23 protein-coding genes are annotated in these 22,663 nt (G+C 59.4%); 14 read left to right on the top strand and 9 right to left on the bottom strand.

Going from position 1 to position 22,663, the window contains the following annotated elements; all coding sequences use genetic code 11:
- Positions 1-18 precede the first annotated feature (18 nt).
- The 4 genes from ftsX to PHV01_RS09105 form a co-directional block, all read right to left on the bottom strand.
- Positions 19-915, bottom strand: coding sequence for a permease-like cell division protein FtsX (gene ftsX, locus PHV01_RS09120; protein WP_337290845.1), 897 nt, complete (start codon positions 913-915; stop codon positions 19-21).
- Positions 916-969: 54 nt separating this feature from the next.
- Positions 970-1,677: a cell division ATP-binding protein FtsE gene (gene ftsE, locus PHV01_RS09115; protein ID WP_337290844.1), complete on the bottom strand. Its 708-nt coding sequence runs from the start codon at positions 1,675-1,677 to the stop codon at positions 970-972.
- A 182-nt stretch (positions 1,678-1,859) separates the two neighbouring features.
- Positions 1,860-2,759: a deoxyribonuclease IV gene (locus PHV01_RS09110; RefSeq protein ID WP_337290843.1), complete on the bottom strand. Its 900-nt coding sequence runs from the start codon at positions 2,757-2,759 to the stop codon at positions 1,860-1,862.
- Between the two features lie 31 nt (positions 2,760-2,790).
- On the bottom strand, positions 2,791-3,030 hold the full coding sequence (locus PHV01_RS09105; RefSeq protein ID WP_337290842.1) for a hypothetical protein: 240 nt from the start codon (positions 3,028-3,030) through the stop codon (positions 2,791-2,793).
- A gap of 178 nt (positions 3,031-3,208) precedes the next feature.
- Here PHV01_RS09105 and PHV01_RS09100 point away from each other — a divergent pair, with 178 nt between their 5' ends.
- From PHV01_RS09100 to PHV01_RS09080, 5 genes are all read left to right on the top strand, one after another.
- Positions 3,209-3,481, top strand: a complete 273-nt coding sequence (locus PHV01_RS09100) for a cupin domain-containing protein (RefSeq protein ID WP_337290841.1) — start codon at positions 3,209-3,211, stop codon at positions 3,479-3,481.
- A 129-nt stretch (positions 3,482-3,610) separates the two neighbouring features.
- Entirely contained in the window at positions 3,611-4,486 is an 876-nt protein-coding gene (locus PHV01_RS09095; protein ID WP_337290840.1) for a PfkB family carbohydrate kinase, read from the top strand.
- Between the two features lie 58 nt (positions 4,487-4,544).
- Positions 4,545-5,246, top strand: coding sequence for an ATP-binding protein (locus PHV01_RS09090; protein ID WP_337290839.1), 702 nt, complete (start codon positions 4,545-4,547; stop codon positions 5,244-5,246).
- A gap of 6 nt (positions 5,247-5,252) precedes the next feature.
- Positions 5,253-6,866 (top strand): thiamine pyrophosphate-binding protein, encoded by a 1,614-nt coding sequence (locus PHV01_RS09085; RefSeq protein ID WP_337290838.1) that lies wholly within the window; start codon positions 5,253-5,255, stop codon positions 6,864-6,866.
- Between the two features lie 52 nt (positions 6,867-6,918).
- The gene (locus PHV01_RS09080; RefSeq protein WP_337290837.1) at positions 6,919-7,332 is read left to right on the top strand and encodes a CBS domain-containing protein; all 414 of its coding nucleotides are present in this window, start codon (positions 6,919-6,921) and stop codon (positions 7,330-7,332) included.
- Between the two features lie 110 nt (positions 7,333-7,442).
- Here the strand turns inward: PHV01_RS09080 and PHV01_RS09075 are convergent, their stop codons facing one another.
- From PHV01_RS09075 to PHV01_RS09055, 5 genes are all read right to left on the bottom strand, one after another.
- On the bottom strand, positions 7,443-7,616 hold the full coding sequence (locus PHV01_RS09075; protein WP_337290836.1) for a type II toxin-antitoxin system HicA family toxin: 174 nt from the start codon (positions 7,614-7,616) through the stop codon (positions 7,443-7,445).
- Complete coding sequence (locus PHV01_RS09070; protein WP_337290835.1) at positions 7,613-7,810, bottom strand: type II toxin-antitoxin system HicB family antitoxin; 198 nt, start codon at positions 7,808-7,810, stop codon at positions 7,613-7,615. Before PHV01_RS09070 ends, PHV01_RS09075 begins: the two co-directional genes overlap by 4 nt.
- A 339-nt stretch (positions 7,811-8,149) precedes the next feature.
- Positions 8,150-8,539, bottom strand: coding sequence for a hypothetical protein (locus PHV01_RS09065; protein ID WP_337290834.1), 390 nt, complete (start codon positions 8,537-8,539; stop codon positions 8,150-8,152).
- A gap of 214 nt (positions 8,540-8,753) precedes the next feature.
- Positions 8,754-9,587: a hypothetical protein gene (locus tag PHV01_RS09060; protein WP_337290833.1), complete on the bottom strand. Its 834-nt coding sequence runs from the start codon at positions 9,585-9,587 to the stop codon at positions 8,754-8,756.
- Positions 9,588-9,805: 218 nt separating this feature from the next.
- The gene (locus PHV01_RS09055) at positions 9,806-11,536 is read right to left on the bottom strand and encodes an NAD-dependent malic enzyme (RefSeq protein WP_337290832.1); all 1,731 of its coding nucleotides are present in this window, start codon (positions 11,534-11,536) and stop codon (positions 9,806-9,808) included.
- Positions 11,537-11,734: 198 nt separating this feature from the next.
- Between PHV01_RS09055 and amrS the strand changes: the two genes are divergently transcribed.
- From amrS to PHV01_RS09010, 9 genes are all read left to right on the top strand, one after another.
- Positions 11,735-12,790 carry an AmmeMemoRadiSam system radical SAM enzyme gene (gene amrS / locus PHV01_RS09050; protein WP_337290831.1) on the top strand — a complete coding sequence of 352 codons (1,056 nt, stop codon included), beginning with the start codon at positions 11,735-11,737 and terminating at the stop codon, positions 12,788-12,790.
- Between the two features lie 248 nt (positions 12,791-13,038).
- Positions 13,039-14,838, top strand: coding sequence for an ABC transporter ATP-binding protein (locus PHV01_RS09045; protein WP_337290853.1), 1,800 nt, complete (start codon positions 13,039-13,041; stop codon positions 14,836-14,838).
- Positions 14,835-16,616 carry an ABC transporter ATP-binding protein gene (locus PHV01_RS09040; protein ID WP_337290830.1) on the top strand — a complete coding sequence of 594 codons (1,782 nt, stop codon included), beginning with the start codon at positions 14,835-14,837 and terminating at the stop codon, positions 16,614-16,616. Before PHV01_RS09045 ends, PHV01_RS09040 begins: the two co-directional genes overlap by 4 nt.
- A 129-nt stretch (positions 16,617-16,745) precedes the next feature.
- Positions 16,746-17,618: an SDR family oxidoreductase gene (locus tag PHV01_RS09035; protein ID WP_337290829.1), complete on the top strand. Its 873-nt coding sequence runs from the start codon at positions 16,746-16,748 to the stop codon at positions 17,616-17,618.
- A gap of 237 nt (positions 17,619-17,855) precedes the next feature.
- Positions 17,856-19,571: a type II secretion system ATPase GspE gene (gene gspE, locus PHV01_RS09030; protein ID WP_337290828.1), complete on the top strand. Its 1,716-nt coding sequence runs from the start codon at positions 17,856-17,858 to the stop codon at positions 19,569-19,571.
- A 194-nt stretch (positions 19,572-19,765) separates the two neighbouring features.
- Positions 19,766-20,992 carry a type II secretion system F family protein gene (locus tag PHV01_RS09025; RefSeq protein WP_337290827.1) on the top strand — a complete coding sequence of 409 codons (1,227 nt, stop codon included), beginning with the start codon at positions 19,766-19,768 and terminating at the stop codon, positions 20,990-20,992.
- A 73-nt stretch (positions 20,993-21,065) separates the two neighbouring features.
- Positions 21,066-21,566: a type II secretion system major pseudopilin GspG gene (gene gspG, locus PHV01_RS09020; RefSeq protein ID WP_337290852.1), complete on the top strand. Its 501-nt coding sequence runs from the start codon at positions 21,066-21,068 to the stop codon at positions 21,564-21,566.
- On the top strand, positions 21,556-22,110 hold the full coding sequence (locus PHV01_RS09015) for a GspH/FimT family pseudopilin (RefSeq protein WP_337290826.1): 555 nt from the start codon (positions 21,556-21,558) through the stop codon (positions 22,108-22,110). The genes gspG and PHV01_RS09015 overlap by 11 nt, the downstream gene beginning before the upstream one ends.
- A gap of 96 nt (positions 22,111-22,206) precedes the next feature.
- Positions 22,207-22,650 carry a type II secretion system protein gene (locus PHV01_RS09010; protein WP_337290825.1) on the top strand — a complete coding sequence of 148 codons (444 nt, stop codon included), beginning with the start codon at positions 22,207-22,209 and terminating at the stop codon, positions 22,648-22,650.
- Positions 22,651-22,663: the final 13 nt, after the last annotated feature.

Raw genomic sequence — 22,663 nt, 5'->3', positions numbered from 1 at the left:
CCTTCTGCTGACTGCCGGCTACACCTTGAGGAAGCGACTGACCGCGATCAAACTGCCCAGGGCCCCGATCGCTGCGCCCCCGCCTACCAGACCTGCCATCATCGACGATTCCAAGAATCCTGGGCCAGCCGCCGTCGGGAAGAGCGGGGAGGCCAAGTTGAAGGTCGGCGCGACGAATCGGTAGGCCGCAAACAGCACACCCAAGGCGAGGCCGGCGCCAAGGCTGCCCTGGAGCATTCCCTCCACCAGGAAGGGGGCGCGGATGTATGCCTTGGTGGCGCCTACCAGCCGCATGATCTCAATCTCTTGCGCACGGGCGTAGACTGCGAGCCGAATAGTATTCGAGACGATCATGGCCGATCCTAGCGTCAGCGCCGCACCGATGATGATGCCGAGCAGCCTGATAAGTCGTGCAGCGTGGGAAATGCGCTCGACCCATTCCTGCCCGTACTGGATATCCTCCACGCCCTCAAGGCGGCTCAGGAACGCACTGAGCCCTTTGAGGACTTCCGGGCTTTGATACCCTCCGCGGATCTTGAGCTGGAACGAAGCGGGGAGCGGATTATCACCCAGACCCTCGAGGAGGCTCTCCTGCCCCTTGAGTTCGCGGCGGAAGTTGGCCAGCGCTTCTTCCTTCGTTGTGAACGTGAAGGCCTTGACGGCTGCCTCGTTCTCGATCCGACGCCTGAGCATCTCTAGCTGCATCGGGGTAATCCGGTCATCCAGAAAGACAGAGACCTGGAGTTGTTCCTTCCACTCGGCAACAAGCGCATTAAAATGCTGGACTAACAGGAGAAAGATGCCAATGATGAGAAACGACATCGCGATGCTGGTAATCGACGCCAGCCCACCCCACCCAGCGCGAACCAGGTTGATCAGGGCATGGGCCAACAGCTGTTTTAGCTTCTCAACCATTCGTCGGATGCGCCGTGCGCCGGACGGGAGAGGCCCGCCTGAGCCCGAGGCCTTTTACCCCAGCCCCTTCTGTTGAGGCAAGCTTATCGGCCGGTCCACTCGCTGCCATTCCTCAACGATCCTTCCTTGTTTGAGGAACACTGTTCGGCAGCCCGCCTCCTCTGCCAGTTTGGGATTGTGAGTGGCCACCAAGACGGTAGTCCCCTGCACGTTAATCTCAACAAGAAGTCGTATGACGTCTGCGGCCAGCTCAGCATCCAGGTTCCCGGTCGGCTCGTCGGCCAAGAGGATGAGAGGATCATTCATCAGCGCCCTCGCCATCGCCGCTCGCTGCTGCTCGCCGCTCGACAGCTTGTACGGCATCATTTGTGCCTTGTGAGACAGCCCAACCAGTTTCAGCAGTTGCGCGATCTTGCGCTGCACCTGTATCGTCGTCATACCGACCACCCTGGCCACCAGGGCAAGGTTCTCCTCGATAGTCCGGTCGCGAAGGAGCGCGAAATCCTGAAAGACGATCCCCAGAGTCCGCCTCAGATACGGGACTGCCCTCGGTTTCATGCGGACGATGTTGCGGCCATTGACCAGGATCTGACCAGAGGTGGGAAGCTCGTCGCGGAAGATCAAACGGAGTAGCGTACTTTTCCCGGCACCGTTGGGGCCAGCCAGGAAGACCATCTCCCCCTTGTGAATATGAAGATTGATATCGACCAAGGCCTCCAGATCTTTTCCAAACGTCTTGTACACCTGGAACATCTGGATCATAGCGAAACAGCCCTGATTGACCTCCTTATATCTTCTATCCCGCTGGCCTGCGGCAGGATCACAGGCGCGGAGCTATTCTCACCTCTCCTTGCGGCTTCACGTTAACCCCTTTTCAGAATCAATGCAACTAAAAACCTTCCCGGGTAAGCGCGGAGCGATTAATGAGGTTACACGGCAAGCTATCACGCGGTTCGCTGCTCCTTCACAAGACCTCGGAGGATCTTCAGATTCCGGCGATCGGCTTTCATGAAGTCGCCGTCCTTCGGGGTTTCGATAATCATCGGGATTCCATATAGGCGGAGATCAGTGACCAGGCAACGGAACGCCTCGATGCCAATCGTCCCTTTGCCGATGTGCTCGTGGCGGTCCACGCGGCACCCCAGTTCCTTTTTGCAGTCGTTGACGTGAATGACCTTGAGGGAGGGGATGCCCACAACCTGATCGAATACGCGGAGGACGCCGTGATAATCGTCAAGGGTCCGGATGTCGTAGCCGGCGGCAAACAGATGGCAGGTATCCAGGCAGACGCCGGTTCGCTCCGGCAGTCCGATCTGATCCAAGAGCAGCGCGATCTGCTCGAAGCGATGCCCCAGAGCGGTTCCCTGGCCGGCGGTCGTCTCGAGAACCACCTGGACCCGACAGCCATTCGTTCGCTTCAGAAGCTCTCGGAGACTGTTCGCCACCTGTCGTAATCCCGCCTCCTCTCCGGCTCCCATGTGAGATCCTGGATGGATCACCAGATAGGGGATGCCGAGCGCTTCGGCCCGCTCAAGCTCCTCCAGGCAGGCTGCCATCGACCGCTGATACAACGCAGGATCGGTCGAGGCCAGATTGATCAGGTAGGCGCCGTGGGCTACGGCAGGAACAATTGCGGCAGCCTGAAGATTGGCGCGAAATCGGTCGATCTCGTCAGAAGGCAGAGACCTGGCCCGCCACTGGTTGCTGCTCTTGGTAAAAAGCTGGATAGTTCGACAGCCGACCTGTTGGCCCCTCAGCGGCGCCAGATCGACTCCGCCCGCGATCGACATATGGGCGCCGAGGAGCAGGTCGGTCTTAGCGATCTGCTGCGATTTCTGCGTCATTCTTAGTGAGGATGCCGAGGAGATCCCAACCTCAATGGAGGCGGAACCGTTCAGCCAGGAGCCTCCGGAAGCGGGGCTGATAGATTAGATCGAAGGCCAGCTCCTTGCCGGGAAAGAGGCGCAGCGCCAACTCCCTCGTGGCGACGACCATCTTGGAGGCCTCCTCCAACGACAGTGTCGTCTGGCTGATCGTGCTCATTGTGAGGTTGACCACGAGCCGAAGTTGCCGTATCTTCCTGTCCTCTTCCTTGAGTTCCTCAGGGGTTGGCATAGCTTCTCCCTTTCATATGAATCATAACAGAGCACTCGATTGTTTCCAATGGTTGTCCGAAAGGGCAGATCATCACACGTCTTCAGGTCCCAGTTTCGGCTTGACCGGTACGTCAAGGGCAGCTTACCATGCGGCCATTGGCTGAGGGGACATACTGAAACGAAAGGAGGGCGGACAGATGAAGATTCAGGTAGAGCGCAACCCTTCTCCGGAGCGACTCACGGCGCTCAGGATCACGACTTGGCCAACTTGGAGTAAAGAGGTCTCGACCTTTCCCTGGAGCTACGATAGTACGGAGACCTGTTATGTCCTGGAGGGGGAGGTGATCGTCACGCCAGAGGGCGGGGAGCCGGTCCGGATCGGCAAGGGGGATCTCGTCACCTTTCCCGTCGGGATGGCCTGTACCTGGGACATCCTCCGCCCCATCAAAAAGCATTACCAGTTTGACTGAGCCGGGAGCCTATCCTGCAATCCCCCGTTCACCCTTCGACATGCTCAGGGCGAACGGTATGGGCATTGAGAAGATTAACGTTTTCCCGTTCGTGCTGAGCCCGTCGAAGCACATCAAGGGGGAACCGGTATGGCGCGGATCTTGGCCATCGGTACTGCGACGCTTGACCTCATCTTCACCCTCACGCACTACCCCGATGAGGACGCCGAGCTTCGCGCCAGGGGGCTTCGCCCCAGCCTTGGTGGTAACGCTGCCAATACCCTGGTTGTCCTCAGCCAACTGGGTCACATGTGCGCCTTTGGTGGTGTGCTGGCGGATGGCCAGGAGGCTACCCCGATCCTTGAGCGCTTGGCTGGGCATAGAATCGACCTCACCGCCTGCCGCCGCGTCGCCGGCCGACCGCCAATCTCATGCGTCCTGGTGAGTCTCGAAGGGGGCACGCGTACCATCGTGCACTTTCGAGACCTGCCTGAGTACGGAGATGCCGAGTTCAAGCGAATTGATCTGACGCCGTTTGACTGGGTCCACTTCGAGGGTCGAGACGGTCCGGAAACGGCCCGTATGGTTCGCCGCCTCCGCGAGACCCGCCCGGACCTCCTATGCTCAGTCGAGGTGGAGAAGCCGCGCCCAGGAATCGAGGCAGTGTTTGCGGACGTGAAGATGCTGGTTTTCTCACGTGTCTATGCCAACTATCTGGGATTCGATGCGCCCCACGCCTTGCTGTTCAAGATACGGGAGCAGGCGCCGCAGGCCGACCTGATCGTCACATGGGGTAAGGAGGGCGCCTACGGCCTCGACCGGCGGGGAGCGATCTACCACAGTCCTGCCTTCTCTCCCGTTGAAGTGAAAGACACGCTGGGGGCCGGCGATACCTTTAACGCCGGGCTGATCGATGCCTACGTCAGGGGTCGGGGACTGGCTGACGCCCTGTCGCTCGCCTGCCGCCTGGCTGGCAAGAAGTGCGGCCAGATCGGCCTTGAAGGGCTAGGGGAAAAGGAGCGCTAGAGCCTTGACCGCCGATCGAATGTATATGTCGGCACCAGACGTAAGGCGGGGCTCCGTGATGACGAACCGTCCACGGGCGCTCGTCGCCTGGAGCAGCGGGAAGGACTCGGCCTGGACGCTCCAGGTCCTGCGGCAGGCGGGTGAGGTGGAGGTGGTGGGGCTGCTCACCACCTTCAACGAGGTGTTCGACCGGGTGGCCATGCACGCGGTACGGCGAGGGCTGGTCGAGGCGCAGGCACGGGCCGCCGGTCTTCCGCTCATCAATGTGCCGCTGCCCTGGCCCTGCTCCAATGCGGCCTATGAGGAGGCGATGGGCCGAGCCCTGGCCGAGGTCCGTACCCAGCTTACGATTACGCATGTCGCCTTCGGTGACCTCTTTCTCGAGGACGTTCGGCAGTATCGCGAGAGTCGGATGCAAGGCACCGGACTTACGCCGCTGTTTCCGCTATGGGGCAGGCCAACGCGCACGCTTGCCTACGAGATGGTGGGCGCCGGCCTCAAGGCTCGGATCACGTGCATCGATCCGAAGAGACTCTCTCCGTCGTATGCAGGACGCCTGTTTGATGGCATCCTGTTGGATGAATTGCCTGATGAGGTGGATCCCTGCGGCGAGCGGGGGGAGTTTCACACCTTCGCCTGCGCCGGACCGATGTTCGCCCATTCCATTCCGGTAAGCCTCGGCGAGGTTGTCACCCGCGACGGTTTCGTCTTCGCTGACCTGCTGCCAGGAACCGACGGCGATGGGACAGGTGGACGGTAGGAAGGCATGGAGCTGTGTCGGTATCTGTTTGGGCGTTTTAAGGAAGTCGGAGTACGGCATGTGTTCGGCCTGCCGGGCGATTTCTTTCTGCCGTTCTTCCGCGCCCTGGAGGAGGAGCCGGGGATCGAGCCGGTGATCCTCACCCATGAGCCGTCCGTGGGGTATGCGGCGGATGCCTATGCGCGCATCCAAGGTCTGGGTGTGGCGGCAGTGACCTACGGCGCGGGCGCCCTTAACATGGTGAACGCCATCGCCCAGGCCTACGCCGAGCGATCGCCGGTACTCGTCCTCTCCGGCGCGCCCGAGATCGCCCATCGAGACCCCGACGCCCTCCTGCATCACCGGGTCAAGACTTTTGCCAGCCAGTTGCGAGTCTACCGCGAGGTCACCGGCGCCGCTGCGGCCCTCGACGACCCGGCCCATGCTGTCACCGAGGTGGACCGGGTGATCGACAGCATCCTCCGCACGAAGCGCCCCGGCTACATCGAGATCCCGCGGGACCTGATTCGAGCGGATGTACCCGTCCCCGCCAGACGTGAGCAGGATGTCCGGCCTCGAGATGAGCGCGCTGCTAACGAAGCCCTGGCCGAGGTGTTGGCCCGTATCCGGGTGGCCGAGTTGCCGGCCATCTATGCAGGGGCTGAGATCCGCCGCTTTCGGCTCCACGACAAGCTCGTTGCGCTTGCTGAGAAGTACGGACTGCCGGTAGCCACATCCCTGGACGGTAAGGCGGTCTTCCCGGAGCAGCATCCTCTCTTTGTGGGCAACTACCTCGGCGAAATAGGATCGCCCAGAGCCCGCAAGGTGCTGGAGACGGCCGACTGTGTCCTGATGCTTGGCGCCCTCATGACCGACGTGAACACCGGCATGTTTACGGCTCGATTCGATCGGCGCAAGGTCATTTCGGCGGTCCATGAGGGTGTCACTGTCAGCTATCACAGATTTCCGGATGTGAGTTTGGAGGAGCTGATGGATGCGCTCCTGACCCTACCGGAGCCGCCGAAGCGTATGGAGCCGCTTCCGCCGCCACTACCGTCTCAATCGGCCACGGCTGGGACGCTGACGCCCGATACCATCATTGCCGTGCTCAATCGGGTGGCGGCCGGCCAGCCGGTCCTGTACACCGCCGATGTGGGTGATGCGCTCTTCGCGAGTGTAGACCTGGCGACGGACATGTTCCTGGGGCCGGGCTACTACTCCAGCATGGGCTTCGCCGTACCGGCAGCCGTCGGCGCGGGCTTGGCCGCACCGGGTCGGCGTCCCGTGGCCCTTGTGGGCGATGGGGCCTTCCTCATGACCGGCCTGGACCTGGTCACATGCGTGCGCCTGAACCTGCACGCCATTGTGATCCTCTTTAACAATCGGAGCCACGGCATGCTGGCCGCGTTGAATGGGCCGGCCAAATCATATGAGTTGCCGGCTCCCGACTATGTGCGACTCGCAGAGAGCCTGGGGGCCCGTGCCTTCCGCGTCCGTACGGCTGAGGAGCTCGGGCGGGCACTGGCGGAGGCACTGGAGGTCAATGCCACAATCCTGATCGATGCGATCATTCCTCCAGGTGTCTACTCGGCTCCGATGCAGCGCCTTGGTGCCGCTGTTCGCCGCCTGGCACACAAGTAATTCATGGAGAACCCAACACGAAGGAGGGGTATATGAAGCCAAAGGAGAACCCATGCTAGTCAAACGGTACATGCAAACCAAAGTGGTCATGGTCGGTCTCGAGGAGCGGGCCAACGCCGCGCTGTACATGATGAAGAAGAAGGGTATTCGACATCTCCTCGTGACCGATAACGGCAAGCTACGAGGGATCGTCACCGATCGGGACTTTCGGCTTATGAGGCCCTCTCCTGCCACGAGCCTGTCTATCTACGAGGTTCACTACCTGCTGGATAAATTGACAGTGAAAGAGATCATGACCAAGAAAGTGATCGCCGTGACGCCGGAAACCACGATTGCCGAGGCGGCGCGCCTGCTCCTCAACCGACGGATTGGCGCGCTGCCGGTATTAAAGGATGAGAAGGTCGTCGGCATTATCACCGAGACGGACATGATCCGAGCCCTGATCGATCTGGAGGAGGCTTCGTAAAGGTGGTCAGCGCGAGGGCGTAGCCGCTGATGTGTGTATAACGGTAGAGTCAAGCAGGTTATTATCTGCCAGTGCAGCGGCGAGCTGTGCCGCTGCACTGAAGCGGGATATCATTCCAAAATCTTCAATATGTGTCTGGCCAAGTTCTCGTCTATTTCCGTATGCCGAGGCACGGGTTGCTTCCGGTTGGTCTTCGGGTTCATATATAAGTCATGTCGTGCGCCGGGACGGACAAAAACACAACCAGCGGCCATGAGTTTCTTGATCAGTTCCTTCCGCTTCATACGACCAAGGTAATTTCTTTAATCGCATGTTCCGCCGGAATATCATCAAAAGCCATCAGCCGATATGCATCAACGATATTCTCTTCCAACTCCTGAAGGTTTTCGCCCTGCGTCATGATCTCTGGGTGATCGACTAGCTTACCGACCCAATACTTTTCTCCCTTCCAGTAGACCATTTTCAGCTTCGTTTCCATCGGGATACCCCTTCGTAAGTATTGTTGCCCCAAAAGGTTTACGGTTGCGACGCGTTCCTTCTACGTCTACTCAACCAGTATACCAAATCTTCTTTCGTAGAGGCAGGATCCTGCGCGCGGCGTTTCGTCACTGTCTTTTGGATCATATCTTGTCCTGTCGTATTCCTAAGGGCAAGGTGTAACCTCTAACGCTTAAGTTCACCTGCGGCACTTGCGGAAACCATTGCGCCGTCGGCTCCATGAACGCCACATGCGGGTCGAGGATGAATATGGTAGATTGACACGTCATCAAGTGCAACCCGTGTCCCCGGCTGGTCAGGCGTACGTGCCACCGGCCACTCACGGATTGCTTCTTTGGAAGCTGATGGTATTTACATACGTGATGGGCATGCCGGTTGTACTTGGCACGGAAAGATCGACTCTCTGTTTATGTGTTCCTTTGTACTCCGGGAGCACCATCTCAAGTTGCTTCCCGTAGTGCCGCTCTATAGGGCAACCGTTTCGGCAGAGAAAATGATCTTCGGTTGGTGTCCCGTCCTTCTTCATGTAGCGAAGACCGACCACGAAGCTACTTGGCATTGATGTCGGCCGTGAAATGTTTATCTGCTTCAACGTACCGTCCTTTTGACGAATCCTGATGTCTTCCTGGAGCAGCAGGTCCAGGACTTCTTTCGAGACATCAATAGCAAAACCGGAAAAGTAACGGTTCCAAATGCTCTCGATGGTCATGTATGCGTCGCTCATCTTTAAGCAGCTAACGCGGCGATAACCCGCGGCTGGCGCAAATTCAAACCTGCTCGCTGTCTGAGGACGTTCCGCGCCGGCTAGCGGGTTCATGGCCATGTTATCCGGCCCGTCACTCCACTCTGGCCTCCAACGCCTTTTCCAGGAACGGTCTCATCTTGGCGACGCTGAACGATGGCCCCCTAGGCCGGTAGACCGCCTAGTTCCATTGCGGCTCGTATTTCGATTCGAAGCCCGCGATCTTGGAGCGGCGCATGGCAGCCTCCGGAATCTTCAGGAAGACGCCGAAGCTCTTGCCGCTGATCCACTTTACGCCGAAGACGATGTAGTTCCCGACCTTGAAGCCACAGTAGTACTTGTTGAACTTACGGTCCACGGGCCATTTGCGACGCGTGGCGATTTCCTGGAGATCGTCGCACGTTTGGAGGAAAGCACGTACGGCCTCTGCGTTGTGGTTCTCCTCGTATGCAGCTCGATCGTAAATGGTCAGCCCGCTGACCGGGCGTTTCTTCTTGGGAGGGAGGGGTTCAAGGCGGTTCACGAGAAGCCAGGTATCTCTACCGGACGTCCAGCGTGTGATCTCGATAAGTTCGACCTGGTAGTTGATCTTGTTGACATGCTCGAGCGTCGCCCGATCGATGCTCGGCGCGACAACAAGGACGCGAACCTCCAAGTTGTCCCAATCAATCACGCGATCGTTCGGTCGGTCGTGAGCCTCCAACCAGAGCGACTTGATCGAGTCCGGGTTACTTTCGGCCCAGATAGCGTATTCGAGAATCTGCGGAATGACGGCCGCATCGATTGGGACATTCTTCATCTCGATGATGCAGACCTTCCCGTCGACATCGATCCCGATGATGTCGGGGATCCCGGACTTGGCGCCTCCTCGAATCTGACGCTTGAGAAGGAAGACGTCCTCCAAGAGCTCTGGAGTTTGAAAGACGTCCTGCTCAAACTCCTGCTCTGAGCGATATGGGGCCAGGGTGACTGGCTTAACCCGGCCGGTCCTACTCTTCCAGTAAAGCGAAGGCATGTTTCAGGCGCTCCGCGCTGTGGGTAAACCCATGTCCCGACAACTATTGAGTCGATTGTTTAGCCTATCTTGATCAACTACTTTTGTAGCTAACGTGGAGTTTATTGTGTTTTTCAGCGGTTAGCAAGGATTTTCTAGGTTCCCCAGAGGGGACAAACACTGCATCTATTGCTAGGCTATTCTCGCCCGATTGAGCCGCTCTCCGGATGCAATCCGAGTCAATCCGCTGGGCGACGTTGGGGACGCATGGGCCGATAACGCGGCTCCCACTGTCTGGTATCCAGTAGTTGCTCCCACTCCTGGAGCGAGGTTCGCGGGGCGAGTTCCTGGCGCTGGGCTTCGAGTCCCACGACCAGCGCGATGCGACGCGATAGGGCGCGGATCTCTGCAAGCGGCGGCAGGAGGGGCGCGTCGAATCCCGTCTGTGGGGGCGCACTGTCGCTCAGGACCCGTGCTGCCGCCAGGAACATCTCGTCTGTGACACGCCGGGCCCCCGAGGCGATCACGCCCAGGCCCAATCCGGGGAAGACGTAGGCGTTGTTGCACTGGCTGATCGGGATGGTGCGTCCTTGGTACGCGACACCTGGGAAGGGGCTGCCGGTTGCCACCAGCGCCCGCCCCTCGGTCCAGGCCACCAGGTCGGCCGGCAAAGCCTCACACTGGGCCGTTGGGTTGGAAAGCGGCAAGAGAATGGGGCGCTCAACCTGCCGGGCCAGGGTCCGGATCACGTCTTCGGTGAAGAGACCGGGCTGGCCGGTCACGCCGATCAGCACCGTCGGTCGCACGCGACGCACCACCTCGGCCAGGGGAATCTCTCCGGCCGGCCCGCGCTCCCAGCCGGCGAGCCGCTCCAGCGGCTGGCGGTACCGCTGCTGAGCCGGCCTGAGATCGCACATCCCCGTGTGCAGCAGACCGTGGCGCCCGACCAGCCAGAGCCGCGATCGGGCCTCATCCTCGGATAACCCTTCATGGACCAGCGCCGCCACCAGCAGATCGCTGATACCCGTCCCGGCCGAGCCGGGGCCCAAGATGACCACGCGCTGGCTGCCCAGAGGGCGGCCGGTGGCCCTCCCCCCAGCCAGCAAGGCGGCGAGGGTCACCGCCGCGGTCCCCTGGATGTCGTCGTTGAAACTGCAGAGCCGGTCGCGGTAGCGGTCCCGTAGTGTGCGGGCATGATCCTTGCCGAAGTCCTCCCATTGCAGCAGTACGCCGGGCAGGTGCCGCTCCACAGCCTGCACGAACTCGTCCACGAAGGCGTCGTAGTCCGGCCCGCGCACGCGTTCATGCCGCCAGCCGAGGTAGTCCGGGTCCGCCAGCCTCTCCGGGTTGTTCGTCCCCACATCGAGCACGACGGGCAGCGTCCGGCCGGGGTCTACCCCGCCGCACACGGTGTACAGGGCCAACTTCCCGACTGGAATGCCGATCCCGCCCACCCCCTGATCGCCGAGCCCGAGGATGCGCTCGCCATCGGTCACGACGATCACGTCTACCTGGCGATACGGCCGGTTTTCCAGAATGGTGTCCATCTCCTGCCGTTGTGGATAGGAGATGAACAGTCCGCGAGACCGGTGGTAAATATGGCTGTAGCGCTGACAGACCTCTCCCACCTCCGGGGTGTAGATCATCGGCAACATCTCGGTGAGGTGGTCTTGCAGCAGACGGTAAAATAGCGTTTCGTTCCGGTCCTGCAGGGCACGGAGGAAAAGGAAGTGCTCCAGCGCCGTCGTCTTCTTCAGGTACTCCTCATACCTCCGGGTCGCCTGTTCCTCCAAGGTGCTTACACGGGAAGGCAGCAGGCCGACCAAGCCGAAGTCGCGTCGCTCCTGTTCGGAAAAGGCGCTTCCCTTATTCAACAGGGAGCAGTCCAGCAACAGCCGACCCCAGAGGGGGACCTCCAGGACCGTCTCGCCCGTACGACGATCATCGACAACTTCTGTGACATCGATCATTTCTATGCCCGCTCACGTCGATGCACTCTATAACGAGGCGATCCGAGGTGTCAATGCATCCATAGGCGCGGCGAGAAAACCAGTGCCGAGTCCGCATGGCAAAAAGCCACGAAGAGCGGCAGCTTGTAGGAGGCCAAGCGGAGCGCTATATTGTGAGTAGGAACTGAGACAACGAGGCTTGTCAACCAGAGGACTCCCATGCCGGCCGTGATGACCCTTGCTGATACCTTAGCCAGACTCACCAAGGAGGGGGAGCTGTACGAGAAGCTTCCCAACCGGCGGGTGCGGTGTTATGCGTGCGGCCACCGATGTCTGATCCCGGAGGGGCGACAAGGGGTCTGCCGGGTCCGGTTCAACAAGGGAGGCGTCCTGCAAGTTCCCACCGGCTACGTCAGCGCCTTGCAGGTCGATCCGGTGGAGAAGAAACCATTTTATCATGTGCTCCCCGGCTCACTCGCCATGAGCTTCGGGATGCTCGGTTGCGATTTCCATTGCGGCTACTGCCAGAATTGGCTCACGTCGCAGGCGTTGCGCGATCCCGAGGCGGTGAGCCCGCCGGAGCTGGTGTCGGCCGACGACCTGGTCGGCATGGCGGAACGTCACCGCGCGCCGATCGTCGCCAGTACCTACAACGAACCCCTGATCACCAGCGAGTGGGCGGTCGAGATCTTCCGCGTGGCCAAAGCGAACGGCTTAAAGACTGCCTACATCAGCAACGGCAACGGCACGCCGCAGGTGATCGAGCACCTGAAGCCCTGGGTGGACCTGTACAAGGTCGATTTGAAGGGGTTCAACGACGCCAACTACCGGAAGCTGGGCGGCGTGTTAGGAAACGTCCTGGAGACGATCACGCTGCTTGTGGAGAAGCAGTTTTGGGTTGAGATCGTCACACTCATCGTGCCGGAGTTCAACGATTCGGATGCGGAGTTGACCCAGATCGCCGAGTTTCTGGCGTCTGTCTCCGTCGATCTTCCTTGGCATGTCACGGCGTTCCATCAGGATTACAAGATGCTGGACCATGCCAACACGACGGTTGCCACCCTGCTCCGAGCGGCCGAGATCGGAAAGAAAGCCGGCCTGCGTTATGTCTATGCCGGCAATCTGCCGGGCCGCGTCGGCGCACACGAGAACACCTACTGTCCTGTGTGCCACAAACTGCTGATCGAGCGGAACGGCTACACCATCCTTAAAAATACCCTCAAAGACGGCGCCTGCCCCACCTGCGGGACCACGATCCCCGGCGTCTGGCACTAATAACGCCGTCCAACGTCGTTACTGCCAGATGCGCCGAGTCAGGTGTGTTTCCCATCACTGGCCCCTCCCTTCTGGCAGGAGACTCGATAGGATATCACCCTCAACGATCGGACAGTTCTTCCAACCGAACGCCACGGCCTTGACCTAAGGCCACTGCGGCCTGCAATACCTTTACAAGGGGCGTAGGCTCACGTACAATCACTTTACTAACTGGTCTAAATTCCTGCATCTAAACACGGAGGCGTAAGATTTTCAAGAAGTTCGCCCGGCTTCGACCGTACCTGTACCGGCACCGGCGGTTCCTGTTCATCGGTCTAGCTGCGCTGGTTATGACTGACCTGTGCGGGCTGGCTATCCCGTGGTTGACCAAGGATGCCCTGGACGCCTTGCTGGGCGGTCCGGAGATGACCGTTCCCCTCTGGAAGTATCCTGCACTGATTATCCTGGCCGCCGGCTTTCAGGTGATCTTTCGCTACTACTGGCGGACTCACGTATTCGGGTTCTCGCGGCATATCGAATGGGATTTCAGGAATGAGATCTTTGCCCACTTGCAGCGCCTGCCGCTCAGTTACTTCACCCGTACCAAAACCGGCGACCTGATGTCGCGGCTGACCAACGATATGGTCTCCGTCCGCGAGATGCTGGGGATGGGGGCCATGGCGACGATCGACGCCGTCTTGATGGTTTCCAGTAGCCTGCTGCTGATGGTGGTCATCGATCCGTGGTTGACGTTATGGAGCCTCCTGCCCCTTCCCGGCATCACCGCCCTCATGCTCGTAGCCGGCAACCGGATCTTCAACCGGTATCGGGATATCCAGCGGCATCTCAGTACCCTCAGTACATTTGTCCAGGAGAACCTGGCCGGCATCCGGGTCGTCCAGGCCTACGCGCAGGAGGAAAACCAACAGCGATATTTCGATGGGTTGAGCCGGGAGTATCGATTTAAGAACCTCGAGCTGACCAAGCGCTGGGGCTATTTCTGGCCGGTCACGAGCGTCCTGTCCGGCCTGGCCGCGACGGTCGTCTTGTGGATCGGTGGCCGCCAGGTTGCCATGCAGACGATGTCCCTCGGGGAACTGGCCGGATTCTACGGGTATCTGGCTATGCTGACCTGGCCCATGATGGCGGTCGGGTATGTCATTACGCTCTATCAGCGCGGTTCAGCCTCGCTGGCGCGCCTCGTGGAGATTCTGGATGCGCCGGTAGCGGCAGGGTATCAGGTGGATTCGACAGCCTCACTGGAGGTACCGGAAACCGGGCAGGTCCCAGAGTTACACGGCAAGATCGAGTTCCGCAATCTGTCTTTCCGCTATGGTCCCGATGCGCCGATCGCCCTGCAAGGGATTACCCTGACGATCCCGGCCGGCACCTGGTGCGGGGTGGTTGGCGACACCGGCGCTGGAAAGAGTACGCTGGTGAGCCTCCTGCTGCGCCTGCACGAGCCGCCGCCTGGAACCCTGTTTATCGACGATGTGGAGATTCGACAGCTTCCTTTGAAAACTCTGAAGCGAGCCATCGGCTATGTCTCTCAAGACATCTTTCTGTTCTCCGATACGATTCGAGAAAACATCCTCTTTGGCAACGGCGATGCCACATCGGAGGAGCTGGAAATGGCGGCCGATCTCGCGCAACTCACCCCCAGTATCCAGGGATTTACGCAGCAATTCGAGACGTTGCTGGGGGAGCGAGGGGTGAGGCTGTCCGGCGGCCAGAAACAACGTACCGCCCTGGCTCGAGCCATCATCAAGAATTCGCCCATCCTGATCCTGGATGACGCTTTTTCCAGCGTGGACACCGAAACCGAGGAGCGGATTCTCGAACAGTTGAAAGGGTTCATGCGCGAGCGGACCACGATCCTGATCTCGCACCGGATCTCAACGGTCATGGCGGCCGATCAGATTGTGTATCTGAAGGAAGGTCGGATCGTGGAGCGGGGCAGTCACGAAGAGTTGCTGTCCTTGCGGGGCCACTACTACCGCCTGTATCGCCGACAGTTGTTGACGCGGGAGATCGATGCCATAAGCGACAATGCAGGGGCGAGGGCATGAAGGAAGAGCAGGGTCGCCAGGACGAGGAACTGCTGGGTAAGGCCTACGATGCCCAACTGACACGGCGGCTGTGCGGGTACCTTGCGCCGTATCGGTGGTGGGTCGCGGTCTCCCTTCTGCTCCTGTTTCTGACGACGGGGATGCAACTGCTTGGGCCGTATATTACCAAAGTCGCGATCGATACTTATATCGCCGCCCGCGATCTGCATGGCCTGAACCTTGCGGTCCTGGCCTATCTGATCACCGTGCTTGTCGGATTCCTGTCCCAATACGCCCAGAGCTACACCATGCAGTATACCGGCCAGCGGGCCATGCATGACCTCAGAACACAGCTCTTTACCCATCTGCAACGACAGGACCTCGCCTTCTTCGACAGGAATCCGGTCGGCCGGCTCATGACCAGGGTCATCAACGATGTGGAGACCCTGAACGAGCTGTTCGGATCGGGGGTCGTCGCGCTGCTGGGCGATCTGCTGACACTGGTCGGGATCGCGGTGGCCATGTTGGCGTTGGACTGGCGCCTGGCTCTGATCTCATTTGTGTCCTTCCCGCTGATGCTGAGCGCGACGGCTGCCTATCGCAAGCGGGCACGCGAAAACTACCGCGACAGCCGACGGATCCTGGCTCGGATGAATGCCTACCTCCAGGAGAACATCTCCGGTATGGCCACCATCCAGGCCTTCGGTCAGGAGGCGCGTCACTTTAATAGGTTTAAAGAGATCAATACCCAGCATCGCGACGTGCTGCTCAAGAGTATCCAGTACAATGCGATCTTTTTCCCCTCGATCGAGCTGTTAAGCGCCATCACCGTCGGCCTCGTCCTCTGGGTGGGCGGCGCCATGATTCTCGACGGGCGGGTCCTCCCCGGCGTCATCATCGCCTTTACTCAGTATGTGCATCGCCTCTTTGGGCCGATTCGTGATCTGGCGGAGAAGTACAACATCCTTCAGGCGGCGATGGCATCGAGCGAACGGGTATTTAAGCTGCTCGATGTGCAGGAATCGCTGATAGAACCTGCCACACCCGTCCACCCAATTCGCCTACGCGGCGAGATCGAGTTCAAGGATGTCTGGCTCTCTTACGCGGCCGGCGAAGCGGTCCTCAAGGGGATCTCCTTCCGGGTGGCCCCCGGCGAAAAGGTGGCCTTAGTTGGCGCCACGGGCGCCGGAAAGACCTCGATCATCTCGGCCCTCTGCCGGTTCTACGATGTTCAGAGCGGCAGCGTTCGGATCGATGGCATCGACGTGCGGGAATGGGATAAACGGACGTTACGGCGGCACCTGGGGTTGGTGCTGCAGGATGTCTTTCTCTTTTCCGGAGATATCGCCCGCAATATCAGCCTCGGCGATCTCGCTGTCTCAGAGGCGCAGATGATCGAAGCAGTGCAACGCGTTCACGCCCAGGGTTTTATCGATCGGCTGCCCGGTGGATTCCGTGCCGTTGTGGAGGAGCGTGGCTTGACGCTCTCCCAGGGCGAACGCCAGCTTCTCTCTTTCGCTAGGGCTCTGGCCTTCGACAGACCGATCCTGATCATGGACGAGGCGACCAGTTCGGTGGATACGGCTACGGAGTTGCTGATTCAGGATGCCCTGAGGGCGCTGCTGCTCGGGCGGACCGCCCTGATCATCGCCCACCGCCTCTCGACTATCCAGTTCGTCGATCGAATCATTGTTCTGCACAAGGGACGCATCCGGGAGGAAGGGACCCATCAGGAATTGCTGGCTAGTGGCGGGCTCTATAGCCGACTCTACGAGTTGCAGTATCAACCCTTGACCTAAGATGAGGGCAGGTAGATAGACTGAAGACTGAAGGAGGATAGGCTGAAGGTGGACGATATGCGGCTTTTAAGATACCTTAGCCTTTAGCCTTCAGCCTAACAACCTGAAAAAACAGACGAGGAGGAGTGCATGACTACAACAACGCAGAGTCCTGGGCTGCATGGGTGGGCCCTGATCCTGGGGGCCTCAAGCGGCTTCGGTGGAGCCGCCTCTCTTGCCCTGGCGAAAGCAGGGATGCATATTTTCGGTGTACACCTGGACCGTAGAGCAACGATGCCGAATGTGGACCGGATTACCGCCGAGATCAAACAAACCGGGCGGGAAGCGGTCTTCTTCAACGTGAACGCCTCCGATCCGGAGAAACGGCGCGAGGTCCTGGATCAGATGGAGAAGATCCTGGCTGATCGAGGGGAGTCTTCCTCGGTGAAGGTGATATTACACTCCCTCGCCTTCGGGACACTGAAGCCGTTTGTCGCCCCTTCGCCCAAGGACACCATCACCCAAGCTCAGATGGACATGACCCTGGATGTGATGGCTCACAGCCTCATCTATTGGGTACAGGAGCTGGTGACGCGGAAGTTGATGGTCTGCGGTGGGCGAGTGTACGCGATGACCAGCTCCGGTGGGACGCGGGTCTGGGCCGGCTATGGGGCCGTGTCGGCGGCCAAGGCGGCCCTGGAGTCGCACATCCGACAGCTCGCGATGGAGTTGGCCCCCCTGGGGATCACGGCGAACGCTATCCGCGCAGGGGTTACCGATACTCCGGCGCTTCGAAAGATTCCCGGAAACCGGGAGATCGTCCAGATCGCGCTGGCGATGAATCCCTCCGGCCGCCTCACCACGCCCGAGGACATCGCCGCAGCCCTCGTGGTCTTGAGCCGCCCGGAAACCTACTGGATGACGGGCAACGTGCTCGGGGTGGATGGAGGCGAGGATATCGTGGGGTTCTCCACCAACTCCCCTTTCATGGCGGGAGGTGCAGAAAGGCCGACACCCGCTTGATGAGGGATGTATGGGCCTCGTTTAGCGCAACAGAGGAGGTCGACCACGCAGCCAGGCCGGATCAGGTTCTGTGAGCAAACTAACGCATGAGGTCAACCGCCAAAGTCGGGCTAAGTCCTTGACACGTTCTTCCGGGCCGGTCTATCATTCGAGTGACTCGATTGGCAAATTATCTCTGGGCCGGTGTGGCCGATTCAGCAGGGGACGGTTTGTACATCTTGCAAGATGGATCGCATAATGAGTAGTCGGCAAGCTGGCGGGGTACGCGAACCGCTCGGTGAAATCCTGGTTCGTGAGGGCTGGGTTACTCGGGAACAGCTTCAACGAGGATTAGTTCACCAACGGGAGGTCAGTAAACGGCTTGGAGAAACTCTTGTAGAGCTTGGGTATGTATCAGAAGAAGACGTCGCAAAAGCTCTTGCCCTGCAATGTGCAGTCCCTTATCTGTCCCTCGCAGCCCTCTCGATTACACCGGTGCCGAACCGTCTGTCGCCGAAATACCTGCGAGAGCATAAGGTCTTCCCGATTGAGGCCAAAGATGGCGCGTTAACCGTTGCGATGAGCGATCTGACTGATCCATATACCCTGGACGACCTCCGGCTAAGCACGGGTCTCGCTATCACAGTCTGTTTAGCTCAGGAGCGGGAGATCCTTGAGGCGATTGATCAGTATTATGGCGATGGTCAGACAACGATCGAGAAGATCGTCAAGGGGTACAACGAAGAGGAGGGTGGGGCGCCTGGCGAGGATCGCGAAGACGTCGATCACCTGCGGGACCTGGCCTCCGAGGCCCCCGTCATCCAGCTCGTGAACCTCCTCATCACTCGGGCGGTCGAGGCTCGCGCCAGCGACATCCACATCGAGCCGTTCGAGGATACCCTTCGGATCCGTTACCGGGTGGATGGCGTGCTGGTGGACCACGAGTCCCCTCCCAAGCGGCTCCAGCGAGCGGTGATCTCGCGGGTCAAGATCATGTCGAAGATGAACATCGCCGAGCGACGTCTTCCGCAGGACGGCCGGATCCGCCTTCAGATTCTCGGCAAGGACCTCGACCTCCGAGTCTCCACGATCCCGACATTGTACGGCGAGAGCGTCGTGATGCGGATCCTGGATCGCAGCAGCCTCCTCTTGAGCTTGGGGGAGATTGGCTTTCCCGATGACGTACGGCTGCAGTTTCAGCGCCTGATCCGCAAGCCCCACGGTATGATTCTGGTGACGGGGCCGACGGGAAGCGGCAAGACCACGACTCTCTACACTGCGTTGAGCGAGATCAACTCAGCCGACAAAAAGATCATTACTATCGAGGACCCGGTGGAGTATCAGCTTCGGGGTGTCAATCAGATTCACGTCAAAGCCAAGATCGGCTTGACCTTCGCCAACGGCCTCCGCTCGATTGTTCGCCAGGATCCCGACATCATCATGATCGGAGAGATCCGCGATGCGGAGACGGCGGATATCGCCATCCATTCGGCTCTTACCGGACATCTCGTCTTCAGTACCCTGCACACGAACGATGCGCCCGGCGCAATTACTCGACTTCTGGACATGGGCATCGAAAACTACTTGGTCTCCAGCGTCCTGGTGGCGGTCCTGGCTCAGCGCCTGGTGCGCGTCATCTGCCCTGAGTGCAGAGAGGCGTACCAATTGGAGGCGACCGCTGTCCGGAAAATGGGGATCAAGGCTGAGGTCGCTCACGCGCTGCATGTGTTTCGGGGTAAGGGCTGCGCCGCCTGTAACTTTACCGGCTATCATGGTCGTAGAGGTATCTACGAGTTTTTGGTGATCAGCGAAGAGATTCAACAATTGATCCTGGAGAAAGCCGACTCCAACATGATTCGGCAGAAGGCGCTCCAGCTTGGCATGAAGACGCTCTGGGAGGATGGATGGAGGAACGTCGAGTTGGGGGTCACGACCCTGGAGGACCTGCTCCGAGTCACTAAAGAGGAGGCGTAAGCAGAGCCATTTCCTGATGCGAGATATCGTACGACTTTTGTCAGCAAGGCAGAAAGGGGATCCCCTTTCTGCCTTGTTTTTGAGATCGGTTCAAGCAACTTGCAGAGACTGATTTCTGTTGACAGTGCATCGGTAGTTGCTATAGTCCTAAACCACCGAGTGTAATTCGGTGTCAATAATAGTAAAACCTACGTATGGGAACATTTCAATACACCGCCACTGATCGCACCGCCAAGATCATCCAGGGGAGTATGGAGGCCGCCGACGAGAAGGCGGTCGTGACCTGGCTTCATGCCAACGGCTACTACCCGATCAAGATTGGACAGGCCGGTGGCGCAGTGGGGGCTCGACCCGGTCAGATCCCGTTCCAGATCCGACTTGCCCGGGGACCGTCTGCCCAGGATGTTCTGGCCTTCACGCAACAGCTTGCTACATTGCTCGATGCTGGGATGGAACTGGACCGGAGCTTGGCGATCCTGCTCGACTTAACTGATAATCAACGGTTTCGACTGATTCTCCGTGGTACCTTGGCTGATATCCAGGCCGGTAGCTCATTCGCCGACAGTTTGGCCAAACATCCTCGGCTTTTCTCTCGGCTGTACGTCAATATGGTCAAGGCGGGGGAGGCGAGCGGTGTGTTGGAGGTCATCCTGTCCCGACTGTCAGGGTTCATGGAGCGATCCAAAGCGGTCCGTGATGAGGTGACGTCGGCCCTGATCTACCCGCTGCTGCTGCTCTTGGTGGGTGGCGGCGCGGTAGTGGTTATGATGAACTTCGTGATTCCACGGTTTGCTCAGATCTTTGCCGACACCAAGCAGCTCATGCCACTTCCGACCAGGATACTGTTAGCGATCAGCGCGTTCACGACCGGTTACTGGTGGGTGTTTGTGGGGCTGATCGTCGGGGGCTGGATCGGTCTTCGAGCCTATCTGCAGACCGAGCAGGGGAAGATGCAGTGGGACCAGTGGAAGTTGGCGCTCCCGCTGCTGGGTAGCCTGATTCAGGAGATCGAGGTCTCCCGCTTTGCCCGGACGTTCGGGACACTTCTCCAAAGCGGGGTCCCGGTCCTGAACGCCGTCTCTATCGTCAAAGAGACGGTTACCAATCGGGTGATCGCCGGCGCTATGTCCAGATTACAAGAGGGGGTGAAGCGGGGCGAGGGAATCAGCGGCCCGCTGCGGGCCACTGGCGCCTTTCCCTCCTTTTCCATCCACATGGCCAGGGTGGGAGAAGAGACCGGAAAGCTGGAGGAGATGCTGATCAAGGTGGCCGACACCTACGATGACCGGGTGCGGCGGACGGTCAAGCGCTTGACTTCGTTGCTGGAGCCGGTCCTGATCCTGTCCCTCGGTCTCATTGTCGGCTTCATCGTGCTGTCGATGCTGCTGGCGATATTTAGCATCAATGAGCTTCCGCTCTAAGTACGGTGTGCGGGGTGCGGAGTGTGAAAATACATACAGATGGAGCATGGAGTAAAAGGAGCCGAGCGTGAGAATGCAGCGAGTTGAAGATATCCAGGCATGGCAAAAAGCGAGGGCCAGGACCTCGCGCCGTAATCAGGCTGGCTTCACCCTCATTGAGTTGCTGGTTGTCATTATCATCATCGGTCTGTTGGCCGCCCTCGTCGGGCCGAAGCTGTTCGGCAGAGTGGGGAAGGGTAAGCAGGCGGCAGCCCAAGCCCAGGTCGAGCTGTTTGGCGCCGCCCTGGACAACTTTCGACTCGACGTTGGCCGGTACCCGACCAGCGGCGAAGGACTCAAGTCACTCCTCGTCAATCCTGGCGGGATTGAGAACTGGGATGGTCCCTATTTGAAGAAGCAAGAGGTTCCCGTTGATCCATGGAACCATGCCTATATCTACAAGTCGCCAGGGGAGCATGGGGATTACGATATCATCTCCTATGGTGCAGATGGCGTGACGGGCGGCGATGGCGAGAACCAGGATATCGTGAGCTGGATGGGTATCAAACGGGCGGGAGAGCGGGTTGAACAGTAGACCGGTGCGGGGCGCGAGTGGATTCACGCTCCTCGAACTCACTGTGGTGCTGTTCATCCTCACGCTGGCGACAGTACTGGTCGCACCAGCCTTCAGTCGCTCATTCGGACAGGCTCAGATCAAAGCCTCGGCGAGGGATATCGCCGCCCTCTGCCGATTTGCCAGAACGCAGGCGATTGCTAACCAGAACGTATTGGAGGTGGTGCTTGACCGGCAGACCAATCGCTACTGGTTGAGGGGACCCGACTGGATTGTCGGGCGCCTGAGCGGTATCGATCAGGTAGCCACGGTCGAGGACCCGGAACAGCAGGTGCAGATGCGGCAAGCCCGGGTCCGTTCCCTCCCGCCTGGCGTGAGCCTGAAGTCAGTTCTCCTCGTCACCGGCCCTCTTCGGTCAGATGAGCGTGGCGGCATTGCCTTCTTCCCGCAGGGAAGCTCGACGGGTGGATCGATCGACCTCTCTGACGAGAAGGGGCGAGCCTATCGAATTGTTGTGGATCCGTCGGTTGGGCTGGTTCGCATCAGTACCGCAAAAGAAATATGAAGGCGATCTTAGATCATGGATAGAAGAACGGCGATCGTAGATTTCAGATGTTGGATCTTTGATCTAAGACCCAAGACCCAAGACCTAAGATCGCTCTTGTCCCTACGACCAAGGTTCCAGGAACGCTCTTCCGAGTCCGGCTTTACCTTACTGGAAGTCATTGTTGCCCTGGCCATTCTCGGCGTCGGGTTCGCCTTGGCCATGGAACTGTTGGCCGCTGGAGTTCGCTCTGCGAAGGCATCTGAGGACTACACCCAGGCGGTCCTGTTGGCCCGGCAGAAAATGGCCGAGGTCGCCGCGGCGCAGAATCTCACGGGCTCGGCCAACACAGGGGAATTCGGCGGGGGATTCCGTTGGGCCTCTGAAGTCCAGCCGTTCGAACAGGAGGAAGAGCTTCCCGGTCGGCTCTACAGTGTGCGGGTCCGCGTCAGTTGGCTTGGTCGCCGTGGAGAGAAGTTTGTGGACCTTCAGACCTTGAGGATGGTGGTAGACGAGAAGAAACTGGGGCAGACGCGTGTCGCTTCGGCACTCGGCAGGTAGGCGCAGGGGTCAG

This window comes from Candidatus Methylomirabilis sp. (genome assembly GCF_028716865.1).
Lineage (GTDB): Bacteria > Methylomirabilota > Methylomirabilia > Methylomirabilales > Methylomirabilaceae > Methylomirabilis.
The sequence above is the reverse complement of the archived record's forward strand: the minus strand, read 5'-3'. Positions and strand labels throughout refer to the sequence as shown.

What these genes read in the sequence shown, in the direction of transcription:
- PHV01_RS09100 (WP_337290841.1), top strand. Translation starts at nt 3,209, where the DNA reads ATGAAGATTCAGGTAGAGCGCAACCCTTCTCCGGAGCGACTCACGGCG.
- PHV01_RS09035 (WP_337290829.1), top strand. Translation starts at nt 16,746, where the DNA reads ATGACTACAACAACGCAGAGTCCTGGGCTGCATGGGTGGGCCCTGATC.
- PHV01_RS09065 (WP_337290834.1), bottom strand. Translation starts at nt 8,539, where the DNA reads ATGACCATCGAGAGCATTTGGAACCGTTACTTTTCCGGTTTTGCTATT.
- PHV01_RS09060 (WP_337290833.1), bottom strand. Translation starts at nt 9,587, where the DNA reads ATGCCTTCGCTTTACTGGAAGAGTAGGACCGGCCGGGTTAAGCCAGTC.
- PHV01_RS09075 (WP_337290836.1), bottom strand. Translation starts at nt 7,616, where the DNA reads ATGAAGCGGAAGGAACTGATCAAGAAACTCATGGCCGCTGGTTGTGTT.
- gspE (WP_337290828.1), top strand. Translation starts at nt 17,856, where the DNA reads ATGAGTAGTCGGCAAGCTGGCGGGGTACGCGAACCGCTCGGTGAAATC.
- PHV01_RS09105 (WP_337290842.1), bottom strand. Translation starts at nt 3,030, where the DNA reads ATGCCAACCCCTGAGGAACTCAAGGAAGAGGACAGGAAGATACGGCAA.
- ftsE (WP_337290844.1), bottom strand. Translation starts at nt 1,677, where the DNA reads ATGATCCAGATGTTCCAGGTGTACAAGACGTTTGGAAAAGATCTGGAG.
- ftsX (WP_337290845.1), bottom strand. Translation starts at nt 915, where the DNA reads ATGGTTGAGAAGCTAAAACAGCTGTTGGCCCATGCCCTGATCAACCTG.
- PHV01_RS09110 (WP_337290843.1), bottom strand. Translation starts at nt 2,759, where the DNA reads ATGACGCAGAAATCGCAGCAGATCGCTAAGACCGACCTGCTCCTCGGC.
- PHV01_RS09080 (WP_337290837.1), top strand. Translation starts at nt 6,919, where the DNA reads ATGCTAGTCAAACGGTACATGCAAACCAAAGTGGTCATGGTCGGTCTC.
- PHV01_RS09025 (WP_337290827.1), top strand. Translation starts at nt 19,766, where the DNA reads ATGGGAACATTTCAATACACCGCCACTGATCGCACCGCCAAGATCATC.
- PHV01_RS09055 (WP_337290832.1), bottom strand. Translation starts at nt 11,536, where the DNA reads ATGATCGATGTCACAGAAGTTGTCGATGATCGTCGTACGGGCGAGACG.
- PHV01_RS09090 (WP_337290839.1), top strand. Translation starts at nt 4,545, where the DNA reads ATGACGAACCGTCCACGGGCGCTCGTCGCCTGGAGCAGCGGGAAGGAC.
- PHV01_RS09085 (WP_337290838.1), top strand. Translation starts at nt 5,253, where the DNA reads ATGGAGCTGTGTCGGTATCTGTTTGGGCGTTTTAAGGAAGTCGGAGTA.
- amrS (WP_337290831.1), top strand. Translation starts at nt 11,735, where the DNA reads ATGCCGGCCGTGATGACCCTTGCTGATACCTTAGCCAGACTCACCAAG.
- gspG (WP_337290852.1), top strand. Translation starts at nt 21,066, where the DNA reads ATGCAGCGAGTTGAAGATATCCAGGCATGGCAAAAAGCGAGGGCCAGG.
- PHV01_RS09095 (WP_337290840.1), top strand. Translation starts at nt 3,611, where the DNA reads ATGGCGCGGATCTTGGCCATCGGTACTGCGACGCTTGACCTCATCTTC.
- PHV01_RS09040 (WP_337290830.1), top strand. Translation starts at nt 14,835, where the DNA reads ATGAAGGAAGAGCAGGGTCGCCAGGACGAGGAACTGCTGGGTAAGGCC.
- PHV01_RS09070 (WP_337290835.1), bottom strand. Translation starts at nt 7,810, where the DNA reads ATGGAAACGAAGCTGAAAATGGTCTACTGGAAGGGAGAAAAGTATTGG.